This window comes from Streptomyces sp. NPDC111606, assembly GCF_055656945.1.
Genome location: NZ_JBVKBY010000008.1, coordinates 337,811 through 350,291, shown reverse-complemented (window position 1 = coordinate 350,291; position 12,481 = coordinate 337,811). Strand labels below are relative to the sequence as shown.

The window sequence follows — 12,481 nt, the reverse complement described above, 5'->3', positions numbered from 1 at the left end:
TTCAGCGGATCGGCCGCAGGTGCCGAAGCAACGTCCGCCTCAGGTTGTAGGGGTGGGGCTGACTCCACCTCCTGAAGGTGGACGAGCGACGGAGGCATACTGCGGGATTACCCCTGAGGGTCAAGCGTCGGCAGCAAGGCCGGGATCACCCGTCGGCGGCCAGGACCAGCCCCGATGTCGGCACCCCTGTCCCCGCCGTCACCAGCACCCGCTCCGCCCCGGGTATCTGATTCACCGATCTCCCCTGCACCTGCCTCACCCCCTCCGCGATTCCGTTCATCCCGTGCAGATACGCCTCCCCGAGCTGCCCCCCGTGTGTGTTGAGCGGCAGCCTCTCCTCGGCCACGAAGTCCGCGGCCTCCCCCTTTCCGCAGAACCCGAACTCCTCCAGCTGCATCAGGACGAAAGGAGTGAAGTGGTCGTACAGAATCCCCACGTCGATCTCCCCCGGCCCCAGCCCCGCGGTCCGCCACAGCTGCCGCGCCACCACTGCCATCTCCGGCAGGCCGGTGAGATCGTCCCGGTAGAAGCTCGTCATCTGCTCCTGCCCGCGGCCGGTGCCCTGGGCCGCGGCCGCTATGACGGCCGGCGGGTGGGGCAGGTCACGGGCACGGTCGACGGACGTGACGACGATCGCCTGACCGCCGTCCGTCTCCTGGCAGCAGTCCAGCAGCCGCAGCGGCTCGACGATCCAGCGCGAGGCCGCATGGTCGGCGAGGGTGATGGGTCTGCCGTGGAAGTACGCAGCCGGGTTGGTCGCGGCGTACTTGCGGTCCATGACCGCCACATGTCCGAACGCCTCCGGCGTCAGCCCGTAGGTATGCAGATACCGCTGCGCCGCCATCGCCACCCAGGAGGCGGGCGTGAGCAGCCCGAACGGTAGCGACCAGCCGACCGCCACGCCCTCCGCCGACGGCTCCCGGTGCTGCACTCCCGAGCCGAAGCGTCGCCCCGACCGCTCGTTGAAGGCCCGGTAGCAGACCACCACCTCCGCGATCCCCGTCGCCACGGCGAGCGCCGCCTGCTGGACGGTCGCACAGGCCGCGCCGCCGCCGTAGTGGACGCGCGAGAAGAAGGACAGCTCACCCATCCCGCACGCCTGGGCGACGGTGATCTCCGGGCTGGTGTCCATCGTGAACGTCACCATCCCGTCCACGTCCCCCGGCGTCAGCCCCGCGTCGTCCAGCGCGGCCCGCACCGCTTCCACCGCCAACCGCAGCTCGCTGCGCCCCGAGTCCTTGGAGAACTCGGTGGCTCCGACACCGACGATCGCCGCCCGCCCGGCGAGGGCGTCCCGTGCCCGCACGCTCATGCCGGGCCCTCCGACACGGTGACCGTCACCGTCCCGGTCACGTGCTTGCCGATGCCGTTCGCGCCGGTCACCCGAACCGTGGCCGTGCCGCCGTCGACTTCCTCGATCCTGCCCGTCAACACCATCGTGTCCCCCGGGTAGTTGGGTGCCCCGAGCCGTATGGCCACCTTGCGCAGGACGGCTCTCGGTCCGAAGTGGTCGGTGATGTAGCGGCCGACCAGGCCGTTCGTCGTCAGGATGTTCATGAAGATGTCGGGGGAGCCCTTCTGGCCGGCCAGCTCCGCGTCGTGGTGCACGTCCTGGTAGTCGCGTGAGGCGATGGCGCCGGCGACGATCAGTGTGCGGGTGATCGGGACCTCCAGCGGAGGCAGTTCGTCACCGGCCCTCATGTGCCTCCCCCTGACTCCCTCACCGCCCGTCATGTGTCCGCCCCCTGCATCTCCTCGGCCTCCCGACAGCACCAGACCGGCAGCACCAACTCCTCCTCGTACTCCTGGAATTCCAGCCGCACCGGCAGGCCGATCCGCACCTTGTCGTACGGCACCCCCAGCACGTTGCCGATCATCCGCACTCCCTCGGCCAGTTCGATCAGGCCGACCGCGTAGGGAGGGTCGAAGGCGGGGAACGGCGGGTGGTGCATCACGACGTACGAATAGACGGTCCCCTCGCCACTCGCCTCGACCGTGTCCCAGTCCAGCCCGCCGCAGGCGTTGCAGCCGGGCAGCCAGGGGTGGCGCAGGGTGCCGCAGCCGATGCAGCGCTGGATGAGCAGTCTGTGCTGCTCCACGCCCTCCCAGAAGCCGGCGTTGTCACGGCTGACGACAGGGCGCGGGCGTGCGGACTTCTGTCGCCGGTCCGGCTGTGAGGGCTGCTCCCGCCCTGCCCGACGTAAGGGCGCGTACTTGAGGATGCGGAAGCGGTGGGTGCCTGCGAGGTCGGGGCCGACGCGGATGTCCATGCGGGTGGTGACGAAGTACCCCGTGCCGAGCTTCGTCGTCTTCTTCTCAGAGATCGACTCGATCACCGAGTCGAAGGTGATCTCGTCCCCCGGCCGCAGGGGCCGTAGATACTCCTGCTCGCAGTCCGTGGCGACCACCGAGGTGAAGCCCGCCTCGTCGAGCAGGCCGAGCAGGTCGTCGTACGCGTGCGTGCGTCCCGTATGGCCGACGAGGCCGCTCATGGTCCATGCCTGGAGCATGGTGGGCGGTGCGATGGCGTCCGGTCCCGAGTACGCCGGGTTGGTGTCGCCCATCGCCTCGCACCAGTGCCGGATCATGGGCGCGTTGACGGGGTCCCTGCCCGCACGGGCCACGGCGGCGCGCCGCCCCTCGTAGGCCTTGAGCCGCGTCTCGAACTCGTCGCCCGCTTTCACCTCATGGCTCACCACCGGCTCGTAGCTCACCGTCGCCCCCTCGTCCTCATCGCCCCACGGCGCATCGCACTGACACTTCTGGTACACCGCGACCGCCGATCCGGTTCCCACCGCTTGTCGGGAACGTCCACGAGGCCCCACGAAGGTTTCTGACTGTCCGTCAGATACGACACACTGTCAAGGCCGTGGAAAAACGCCTGCGCGGCGGTACCGAAGTACCGCCGCGCAGACGCGTTGCACCCACAGAGCACACCCCACACAGTCCGAGGAGGCCGGTGCCTGAGCACGGGGCACCGGCCCCCTCAGCTCACCACCAGAGCGGCGTGAAGTTGACGGACGTGTTGTCGTTGCCCTGGTTGACGGAGGTGAACGCGGAGCCGTTGACCTGGGCCGTGTTGCTCTGGTTCGAGGCGCCGGAGCCGGTCGCCTGCTGCTGCGTGGTGGACGAGTTGCCGGAGTTGTCGTCGCCGACCCCGCTGCCGATGAGGCCCTGAGCGGCGTTCGTGACAGCCGCGCTGGATCCGTCGTCCGCGAAGGCGCCGTTGTCCGCCGTCGCGACGCCGGCGAAGAGGGCGGCGGCCAGCGGGAGTGCGGAGACGGCGGCGATGACGCGGGCGGTACGGATGCTTGCCATGTTTGTTCCTCCAGAACAGGTGCGTCCAGGCTCCCCGCCGGACGCATTGGTGGTGCATGAAGTACTGCTCGTTCCAAGGCAGTTGGCCGACCGCCCCGGAGTTCTGCACGACGTCGCGAGATCAGAGTTGCCCACCGAATCCCCGGCGAACCACCCCGGAAGCCCCTATTCGCCCTGAAGCGTGATGACAAGTCGATAAACCCCTTTCGCCACTTCCAACCCCCAAGACAGGGCAGTACGGTCACCTCCACCCCAAGCCGCACAAGGGAGGAAAGGTTCCGGCGCACTTCCGGCCAATCCCCGCCGTCCGGCGCGTCGCCCGGCGAGTCGCACCCTTCGCCTCTTTCTTTTTTCGAACATGCGTACGAACATAGAGGCATGGCCACCACCGACCGGCAGGCCACGACGCTGGCCCTCGCACACGCCCTGTCAGCCGCCGAGCGCGGACTGGCCGTCATCCCCCTGTCCCGGACGAAGCTCCCGGCCCTGCGCTCCCCGCACCGCGACGACCCCGACCCCGCGCCCTGCCACGGCGAGTGCGGCCGTTTCGGGCACGGGGTCTATGACGCCTCCACCGACCCCGCCCGCATCCGCGAACTCTTCGCCGCCGCCCCCTGGGCCACGGGCTACGGCATCGCCTGCGGCCTGCCCCCGCACCATCTGATCGGCATCGACCTCGACACCAAATCCGGTACGGACTCCTCCGCCGCCCTGCGCGAACTGGCACTGCGCCACCTGTTCACCATTCCGCCCACGGTGGTCGTCCTGACCCCCAGTGGCGGCCGCCACCTCTGGCTGACCGGCCCGGCCGACGTCGTAGTCCCCAACTCGGCGGGCCGCCTCGCACCCGGCATCGACATCCGGGGCGCCGGCGGCTACCTCGTCGGCCCCGGCTCCCGCACCGACCACGGCACCTACAGCACCGCTCCCGGCACCTCCCACATAACCCCCGCGCACTGCCCGCGCGCCCTCCTGCGGCTTCTGCTCCCCCCGCCCCGTACGCACCACCTCACGCCCCCATCGGCCGGCGGCCACGGCCAGGGGCTCGTCCAGTTCGTGCTCGCCGCCCACGAGGGCCAGCGCAACACCCGCCTGTTCTGGGCGGCCTGCCGGGCCTACGAGGACGGCATCGGCGCCGCCCTCGTCGACCCCCTGGTCGAGGCGGCGCTCAACACCGGCCTGACCGAACGCGAGGCCCGCGCGACGATCGCGTCGGCGGCACGGATGACGGGGCACCGGCCCTGACGGGCGCCGCCGCGCGAACCGAGGCCTTGAAAAATGCACGGGAGCTCGATGCACCACCGCCCTAGAGTGCCGACCATGTCGCTGACCCGCCTCGTCCTCACGTCCGGCCGCTCGCTCGACCTCTCCGAGCTGCGGCTCTCCTCGACGTACGGCGGAATGCTGGAGGGGTACCCCTGCAAGCTCGTCAACGACATGAAGATCAAGGGCCTCGTCCACGCCGCGGAACGCGCCCGTCCTTCCGTGCCGGTGCACCTCGTGCCGCCGCCGCGCGAGTATCCCGACCAGTACGCGGGCGCGTTCGGCCCCGTCGAGGTGCTGCCCTCCGTGGCCTGCGTCGGCGACTTCCACTCCACGGCCCTCGACCGCGACCACGACCCGGTCCTTTACCGCTCCGCCCTCACGATCATCTGGTTCCAGCCCACTACGCACGTGCCGTACGGCTGCGATGCGGAGGATGCGCTGCGGGACGTGGATTGGGAGGAGCTGGCGCGGGACTACGAGCTCTAGCGCTCTGCGATCTTCAGCGTGCTCCGAGTTCTCACGCCCTACGGCCTCTCGCGGGGCACGGCCTCTCGCGCGCTGAGGCCCCTGAAGGCAGCGCTCCCCGGGCGGACGTGGGGTGGGGAAATCGGCTTGCCCCGCGGGGGAGCTCCTGTGCCAAGGTCGGCCGATGAGCGTTTCCCGACGTGAGCTGTTGCGCTGGCAGTTCGATCTGACCTGGGCGCTGTTCGAGTACCACCTCGACCGGCTCCGGCCCGAGGACTTCCTGTGGGAACCCGGGCCGTACTGCTGGACGGTACGCCGGGCCGCTGACGGCACCTGGGTGCCGGACTGGGCGGAAACCGAGCCCGACCCCGTCCCGGTGCCGACGATCGCCTGGGTCAGCTGGCACATCGGCTGGTGGTGGAGCGTGGCCACGGACCATCTGCGGGGACGCGCACCCCGGGAGCGGACCGACGTCACGTGGCCCGGCGACGGCCCGGCAACCGTCGCCTGGCTGCGTGACCTGCGCACGGACTGGCTGGCGGCCCTGGAGGGGCTGGACGACACTGGCCTGGACGACACGGCGCTGTTCCCGTGGCCGGACGACCCGCAGTACACCGTCGCCCACATGATCGGCTGGGTGAACGCCGAGCTGATGAAGAACGTCGCGGAGATCGGGCAGTTGAGGCTGTTGCGGGCGAGTCAGAGCTGACGTCTGACCTGGACTTTCCCTGCGTGCCGCCACGAGATGTCCAACTCGGCTCGCACCCCCAGAATGGTCATTACCGGGTGTTTCGTGCGCCGGATCGGATCGGAGACGCCATGACAGACCTCAAGTTTGAGCAGAAGCGCTCCCTGTCCCGCCTGGAGGCGGCTGATCAGCTCGCGGCGCTCGCGGCCGCCTTGCGGCAGGGCGGGGAAGCCGAACTGGAAATCGACCCCTGGAAGTTGAGCCTGCGGATCCCCTCCGACCTTCACAGCGAGATCGAGTTCGAGGTCGAGGATGGGGAGATCGAACTCGAGATTGAGCTCAAGTGGCCGATCACATCGGCCGGCCGGACCAAGTCGTCATCGGCGACGGAAGGCACGGAGAAGGCCGAGGGCGGGCGAAAGAGCGAGCCTGCCAGTCCCGGCCGGACCGGCGCAGCCGGCGGCAGAGCTACTAAGCGGACCGCAGCAAAAGGGACCGCTGCGAAGCGAACCACCGCGAAACGAACCACCGCTGCCGCGAAGCGGACTGCGGCGAAGAAGTCCTGAACCCGCCGGCGCCGCAATTCGCAGCGCAGCACGCCAGACGCCAATGCTCACAAGGGCGCCTCCGGCGGGGGCACTCGGACCGTCAACGCCCCCGCCGATAGGCCAGGACGATCCCGAGCGCAGCCAGCACCGCGACCACGACGACAAACCAAGTGGGCATGGAGTCGAGCCCCTTGTAGGCGATCGAGACGGTCGTGGGCATCGGGCCTCCTTGGGCGGCGGCAATGTCCGAGTGCCCGTTGTGGAGATCGAGATGCGCTGCCCCGGAGGCCTGATCGTTTCACCTGGTCAGAGGCCGTCTTGTGCACGGCGGGTGTGGGCGGCGCAGCCACGCTTGTCGCGCCCGCTACGTGCCCCGGGCGCGCGATCGCGCCCGCTCAACCACCGGTCACAGCGGGAACGATCACTGCGGCGACAGCAGACAGCAGACCCCCTACAGCGAGAGCGCCATTGAACTTCTCTTTCGCCGTTGGGAACACGGAGCGGCTGACGTTCCCGACCTTGCTGCGCAGGACGATCATCTTGATCTTCTGCCACCTGTGCTGACGCTTCGAGCACCCCATCAGCACGCCGTAGGCGTTGTTGCGGCAGTAGGTCTGCCCGTCTCGGTTGACCGCCCCGCACCAGACCGGCACCTGGAAGGCGGCGTAGGCCGAGACGCCGACTGACAGAGCCACGATCACCGACAACGCCCATTGCTGGCTCCAAGCAACGACCAAGGCAGCGGCCACCATGTATCCCCAGTACAGACGCACTACTTTCCCCATGGGCACGCAGAGTATCGGTGCATATGCACAGCGCATAGACGCGAAATGGACACGCGCCACCTATCCACGCGTGCTGAGTGTCGTGCGCGATCACGGAGCAGCGAGCATGCGTGCGACGACTCGCCCAGGAACTGCCCCCGGCGGGGGCGGCCGTTGACCTCGTCATTGGCGAAGTGCGTACCTGGCACTTCAAGCCCTGGATATGGGTGGATCTCACGGCCCCGGGCCTTGGCGAAGGGTGAACGCGCCCCCTGGTGTCCGAACGTGCGGAAACCCGCGGGGACCCACGGTGGCGAACGGGCAGCGCTCAACGGAGCGGCCCCCGACCATTTTGCCTGGTCAGGGGCCGTTCACTTGCGCGGTGGGTGTGGGATTTGAACCCACGGTGACTCGCGCCACGACGGTTTTCAAGACCGTTCCCTTAGGCCGCTCGGGCAACCCACCTCGGCCCCGGCCCACCTGGGGCGGAGCGGCTACAGCCTACCGGCCGCGCGGGATGCGCGGGGTGCGTGGTCCGCACGGGGCCCAATGGCTCCGCCGTCAGGAGTGGTTGGTCGGGCGGAGCCGGTCGTACGCGTGCGTTGCCGTCGGGGTCAGCTGTCGCCCGTGCGGGAGCCCAGGGTCAGGTCGACCGTGCGGGACTGGCTGCCCCGTTCGTAGGTGATCGTGACCTTGTCGCCGGGCTTGTGGGTCCAGATCTCGCCGATCAGGGTCGGGCCGGAGTCGATCACCCGGTCGTCGAGCTTGATGATGACGTCGCCGGGCTTGAGGCCGGCCTCGGCGGCGGGACCGCCCGCCTCGACCGCGTCCGAGCCACTGGCGCCCTGCTCGGTGATCTTGGCGCCGTCGGTGGTGTCCTCCAGGGAGACGGAGGCGCCGATCTTGGCGTACACCGGCTTACCGGTCTTGATCAGCTGCTGGGCGACGTACTTGGCCTGGTTGATCGGGATGGCGAACCCGAGGCCGATCGAGCCGGACTGGCTGGTGCCGCCCAGTCCGTTGGCGGCGGACTGGATCGCGGAGTTGATGCCGATGACGTTGCCCTGCGCGTCCAGCAGCGGGCCGCCGGAGTTGCCGGGGTTGATCGAGGCGTCCGTCTGCAGGGCGCTCATGTACGAGGCGTTGCTGCCGGTGCCGTCGCTGGAGGCCACCGGGCGGTTCTTGGCGCTGATGATGCCGGTGGTGACCGTGTTGGAGAGGCCGAAGGGGGCGCCGATCGCGATCGTCGAGTCGCCGACGGCCACCTTGTCCGAGTCGCCCAGCGTGAGCGGCTTGAGGTCCGACGGGGCGCTCTTGAGCTTGATGACCGCGACGTCGTAGCCCTGCGCGTTGCCCACGACCTCCGCGTCGTACTTCTTGCCGTTCGCGAAGGTCGCCGTGAGCTTGCCGCCGTCGACCGCGTCGGCCACCACGTGGTTGTTGGTGACGATGTGGCCCTCGGTGTCGAAGACGAAGCCGGTGCCCGTGCCGCCCTCGCCGCCGCTGCTCTCCGCCTGGATGGTCACGGTGCTCGGCAGCGCCCTGGCGGTCACGCCCGCGACGGTGCCCGGGTCGCGCTTGACGGAGCCGCCGCTGTCGGGGGCCGAGACGGTCGTCGAGGAGGTGTTCTCGTTGTTCTTGGCCAGGGTGTAGCCGAGACCGCCGCCCAGGCCGCCCGCGACCAGCGCAGCGATGAGGACCCCGGCGAGCAGTCCGCCCCGCCCGCGGCCGGACTTCGGCGCCGGCTCCTGGTAGGTCGCACCCCAGCCCGAGCCCGCACCGAAACCACCGGCACCGAAGCCACCTGCACCGGCACCGGCACCCGCACCACCCGCGGTGGCGCCGCCATCGGCGTACGGCGGTGTACCGGGCGGCGGCGGGGGCGGCCACGACGCATCGGGGGCCGAGCTCTGCGGAGCCGGAGCCGGAGCAGGAGCGGGAGCAGAGGCAGGGGTCGGGCCCGGGTCGGGCTGCTGGGCTCCGTTCGAGGCGCCCTCGGCGGCAGGCTGCTCAGAGCCGTCGGAGGCCGCGTGGGCGTAAGGCTCGGTACCGGTCGACGCCGCCGGGGCATCACTCGGCACCGGCGGGATCGGAGCGGTCGGAGCGTCACCGCCCTCGGGAGCCGGGCGCTCCTGGGACGCCGGAGCAGCAGGAGCATCCACCGGCACGGGGGGTGCGGACGGGGCCGGGGGTACCGCGGCGCCCTCGTTCTCGGTGCTCACAGCTTCTCTCCTCGATCCACGGCTGTTGATATCGGTCGCACTCGGTCACGCCCGTTCACGCTGGCCAGTAATTGTCGGCAGTCGGTGCGCTTCAGCTCTGCATGTCAGCTCTGCATGGCTTTTTGTATGCCGTCAGCTTTTCCCACGGGCCGTCAGAGCACCATAAGCGGTCGCTGTGGGTCCACGGCCATTCTTTATATAGGTCATGTGAGACTAAACATGCACAATTCGAGCGTCTTCACGACTCCTCCGGTCCCACGCCTACCCCCGCTCGGTGGCACCATGACGCGGTGACCCACGCACGGCAGCAGCAGATCCGAGTCGTCGCCCATCGCGGAGCCTCCGAGGACGCCCCCGAGCACACCCTGGCCGCGTACAAGAAGGCCATCGAGGACGGTGCGGACGCCCTTGAGTGCGACGTACGCCTCACCGCCGACGGTCACCTCGTATGCGTCCACGACCGTCGCGTCAACCGTACGTCCAACGGCCGCGGCGCGGTCTCGGCGCTGGAACTCGCCGAACTCGCCGCCCTGGACTTCGGCTCCCGCAAGAACCGCGACCCATGGAAGAACCGCGCCGAGGAGCCGGACTGGGAGTTCCGGCCGGAGGACCCCGAGGACACCTCCGTACTCACTCTGGAACGACTGCTGGAGCTCGTCGCCGACGCGGGGCGGCGCGTGGAACTGGCGATCGAGACCAAGCATCCGACCAGGTGGGCGGGGCAGGTCGAGGAACGGCTGCTGCTTCTGCTGAAGCGGTTCGGACTCGACGTGCCCCCTTCGGCCGCCGAGTCCCCGGTGCGTGTCATGAGCTTCTCCGCGCGCTCGCTGCATCGCGTGCGTGCCGCCTCGCCCACGCTGCCCACGGTCTATCTGATGCAGTTCGTCTCACCGAGGCTGCGGGACGGACGCCTGCCCGCCGGCGTCCACATCGCGGGCCCCTCGATCCGGATCGTGCGCAGTCACCCTGCCTACGTGGAGCGCCTGAAGCGGGCCGGTCACCAGGTGCACGTCTGGACCGTGAACGAGCCGCAGGATATCGATCTCTGTGTCGAGCTGGGCGTCGACGCCATCATCACCAACCGCCCGCGCGCGGTGCTGCACCAGCTCGGCCGCTGACACACGGGGATACCCGGGGATACATGGGGAAACCCCTAAAACCCCTTCAACCCCTGCGCAAACCCTTGACCCCTGAGCCCCTTCAGCGCCATCCTCCACTCTCGGCCACACCTACGAATTCCAGCCATCCCGATTACAGGGAGTGCTCCGGCGCGTTCGGTCCGTATTCGATCGTTCTGAATGCGTCCCCGGACCTTGGTTGGCCGGTTTCCGGTACAGGCCAATGGGGCATCCACACCGTGGCGTGGGGCAAAGGAGGTCTCGGGGGTGGCGTTGGTGGTGGCACAGGAGGTGCCCACGTCGTCGAGCATGGCCGTTCCCCATGGTCCTGCGGGCGTGGGGAAAGCGCGGCATCGTATGCGCTCTCAGTTGCGCATACGTGGCGTGGCGGAATCGGTCATCGACGATGCCGTACTGATTCTTTCCGAACTCTTGAGCAACGCGTGCAAACACGGCCGACCGCTGGGTGACGCGCTGTCCGGGGACGGCGACGTGCGTGCCGCATGGCGCATGGAGGCGGGCGGCAGGCTCACGCTGGAGGTGACGGACGGCGGCGGACCCACTCGCCCTGCTCCGGCCACGCCCTCGGTCACCGCGCACGGCGGCCGCGGGCTCAACATCATCACCGCCCTGGCCGACGACTGGGGCGTACGGGACGACGCCCGCGGCGAGGTCACGGTCTGGGTCGTGGTCCACGACCACGTTCATGATCCGGATGCCGGGCACCGCCGCGACGATTTCGCTACGCGCGTCGCAGCGCCGACCGTGGGCGCGATATCCGGCCTCGACTTCGCGGACGCCTTCGACGACCTGGACTGAAGGCACGGGGCTGAAGCAACTGCAGGGGGCTGAAGTAACCGCATGGGACCGACGGGACGGCACAGCACTGAAGCAACTGCCCAGGGCTGAGGGAACCGAGGGAAACAGAACCGGACAGATCGGTTTCGACCGGCGCTCCGCCTCCGCCGCGAAGGGCCCGCACTCCCGGCGCGACCCGTGGGTTGTCCACAGCCTCCCGTCGACCATGGCGTGAACGGCTAGGCTCGCGCCCGTACGAGACGAGCCGTAACCGGGAGACACCCACGATGGCCAAGAAGCGACCCCAGACCAAGGCAAAGCGCCCGCAGATCATCGACGGCGAGGTCCCGGTCGTCGGCGCACGCGAGCCCTGCCCCTGCGGCAGCGGCCGCCGCTACAAGGCCTGTCATGGCCGGTCGGCCGCGCATGCGGTGACCGAGCTGGTGCAGCGCCCGTTCGACGGGCTGCCGGGCGAGTGCGACTGGGTGGCCCTGCGCGAGCTGGTGCCCGCCGCCACCGTCGAACTGCCCCTGAAGGGCGGCCTCCCCGAGGGCGTCCCGTCCGTCACGCTGGCCACGGTGCTGCCGATGGCCTGGCCGGCCCTGCGCCGCGACGACGGTTCGGTCCTGCTCGGTCTGCAGAACGACACGGCGTCGGGCGACATCAGCCGCGACCTCGCCGACACCCTCCAGCAGGCGCTCAGCGCGCAGCCCGGCACCCCGGTCCAGGGCCGCCGCGCCCCGGCCGACGGTCCGCGGCTGCAGGATCTGCTCGACCCCGAGGGCGCCTTCGAGCCAGTTGTCCACTCCGGCTTCGAGTTCTGGGTCCCGGACGCGGAGAACGCCACTCCGGACGTGGCCGCCTCCCTGGAGCGGGCCAACGCCGCGGCCATCCCCACCGTCAAGCTCACCGGCGTGGACGCCGCCTACTGGTGCGAGACGCCGGACAAGAACCACCTGCGCTGGGTCATGCCGCACCCCGAGGAGCAGCTTCTGGACGCTCTCGCGCGGCTGCACGCGGCAGGGAAGTCGAACCTCGGCGAAGGCACCCGTCTCGTGGGCTCCTTCCGCGCTCACGGCCTCACCGTGCCGGTCTGGGACCTGCCGAGCGGTGTCGGAGCGGAGGACGTGGAGAAGCCGGCCGCGGAGTTCGCGGAGCGCCTCGCCGCGGCTCTGGCCACGGACGCCCCGCTCACCGCGGACGAGCGTCGCGCGCGTGGCGGCCTGACCAACCGGCAGGTCACGCTCAGCTGACGGGCGACTCGCGGATCGGATGCGGCTGAACGACCGTTCAG

General features: G+C 69.7%; 13 protein-coding genes and 1 tRNA gene. 7 read left to right on the top strand and 7 right to left on the bottom strand.

Going from position 1 to position 12,481, the window contains the following annotated elements:
- Positions 1-145 precede the first annotated feature (145 nt).
- The 4 genes from ACZ7M7_RS28425 to ACZ7M7_RS28410 all read right to left on the bottom strand — a co-directional run bounded on the left by ACZ7M7_RS28425 (position 146) and on the right by ACZ7M7_RS28410 (position 3,318).
- Complete coding sequence (locus ACZ7M7_RS28425; RefSeq protein ID WP_472121478.1) at positions 146-1,312, bottom strand: lipid-transfer protein; 1,167 nt, start codon at positions 1,310-1,312, stop codon at positions 146-148.
- The gene (locus ACZ7M7_RS28420; protein ID WP_383608139.1) at positions 1,309-1,701 is read right to left on the bottom strand and encodes a MaoC family dehydratase; all 393 of its coding nucleotides are present in this window, start codon (positions 1,699-1,701) and stop codon (positions 1,309-1,311) included. The genes ACZ7M7_RS28425 and ACZ7M7_RS28420 overlap by 4 nt, the downstream gene beginning before the upstream one ends.
- A 29-nt stretch (positions 1,702-1,730) precedes the next feature.
- Positions 1,731-2,714: a bifunctional MaoC family dehydratase N-terminal/OB-fold nucleic acid binding domain-containing protein gene (locus ACZ7M7_RS28415; RefSeq protein WP_472121475.1), complete on the bottom strand. Its 984-nt coding sequence runs from the start codon at positions 2,712-2,714 to the stop codon at positions 1,731-1,733.
- Positions 2,715-2,991: 277 nt separating this feature from the next.
- Positions 2,992-3,318 carry a hypothetical protein gene (locus tag ACZ7M7_RS28410; RefSeq protein ID WP_383608143.1) on the bottom strand — a complete coding sequence of 109 codons (327 nt, stop codon included), beginning with the start codon at positions 3,316-3,318 and terminating at the stop codon, positions 2,992-2,994.
- A gap of 378 nt (positions 3,319-3,696) precedes the next feature.
- Here ACZ7M7_RS28410 and ACZ7M7_RS28405 point away from each other — a divergent pair, with 378 nt between their 5' ends.
- The 4 genes from ACZ7M7_RS28405 (at position 3,697) to ACZ7M7_RS28390 (ending at position 6,303) form a co-directional block, all read left to right on the top strand.
- Positions 3,697-4,563 carry a bifunctional DNA primase/polymerase gene (locus tag ACZ7M7_RS28405; RefSeq protein ID WP_383608145.1) on the top strand — a complete coding sequence of 289 codons (867 nt, stop codon included), beginning with the start codon at positions 3,697-3,699 and terminating at the stop codon, positions 4,561-4,563.
- Between the two features lie 75 nt (positions 4,564-4,638).
- Positions 4,639-5,070, top strand: a complete 432-nt coding sequence (locus tag ACZ7M7_RS28400) for a hypothetical protein (RefSeq protein WP_472121472.1) — start codon at positions 4,639-4,641, stop codon at positions 5,068-5,070.
- Positions 5,071-5,233: 163 nt separating this feature from the next.
- Positions 5,234-5,758 carry a DinB family protein gene (locus ACZ7M7_RS28395; RefSeq protein ID WP_472121469.1) on the top strand — a complete coding sequence of 175 codons (525 nt, stop codon included), beginning with the start codon at positions 5,234-5,236 and terminating at the stop codon, positions 5,756-5,758.
- Positions 5,759-5,868: 110 nt separating this feature from the next.
- The gene (locus ACZ7M7_RS28390; protein WP_472121466.1) at positions 5,869-6,303 is read left to right on the top strand and encodes an amphi-Trp domain-containing protein; all 435 of its coding nucleotides are present in this window, start codon (positions 5,869-5,871) and stop codon (positions 6,301-6,303) included.
- 377 nt (positions 6,304-6,680) lie between these two features.
- On the opposite strand, the gene ACZ7M7_RS28385 is transcribed toward ACZ7M7_RS28390, so the two are convergent.
- The 3 genes from ACZ7M7_RS28385 to ACZ7M7_RS28375 form a co-directional block, all read right to left on the bottom strand.
- Complete coding sequence (locus ACZ7M7_RS28385; protein ID WP_369272088.1) at positions 6,681-7,070, bottom strand: hypothetical protein; 390 nt, start codon at positions 7,068-7,070, stop codon at positions 6,681-6,683.
- Positions 7,071-7,429: 359 nt separating this feature from the next.
- Positions 7,430-7,514 (bottom strand) — tRNA-Ser (locus ACZ7M7_RS28380).
- A gap of 149 nt (positions 7,515-7,663) precedes the next feature.
- The gene (locus ACZ7M7_RS28375; RefSeq protein ID WP_472121462.1) at positions 7,664-9,271 is read right to left on the bottom strand and encodes a S1C family serine protease; all 1,608 of its coding nucleotides are present in this window, start codon (positions 9,269-9,271) and stop codon (positions 7,664-7,666) included.
- A 290-nt stretch (positions 9,272-9,561) separates the two neighbouring features.
- Here ACZ7M7_RS28375 and ACZ7M7_RS28370 point away from each other — a divergent pair, with 290 nt between their 5' ends.
- The 3 genes from ACZ7M7_RS28370 (at position 9,562) to ACZ7M7_RS28360 (ending at position 12,440) form a co-directional block, all read left to right on the top strand.
- Positions 9,562-10,389, top strand: a complete 828-nt coding sequence (locus ACZ7M7_RS28370; RefSeq protein WP_472121459.1) for a glycerophosphodiester phosphodiesterase — start codon at positions 9,562-9,564, stop codon at positions 10,387-10,389.
- A 180-nt stretch (positions 10,390-10,569) separates the two neighbouring features.
- Complete coding sequence (locus ACZ7M7_RS28365) at positions 10,570-11,208, top strand: ATP-binding protein (RefSeq protein ID WP_383628921.1); 639 nt, start codon at positions 10,570-10,572, stop codon at positions 11,206-11,208.
- A gap of 266 nt (positions 11,209-11,474) precedes the next feature.
- Positions 11,475-12,440: a DUF5926 family protein gene (locus ACZ7M7_RS28360; protein WP_383628920.1), complete on the top strand. Its 966-nt coding sequence runs from the start codon at positions 11,475-11,477 to the stop codon at positions 12,438-12,440.
- Positions 12,441-12,481 lie beyond the last annotated feature (41 nt).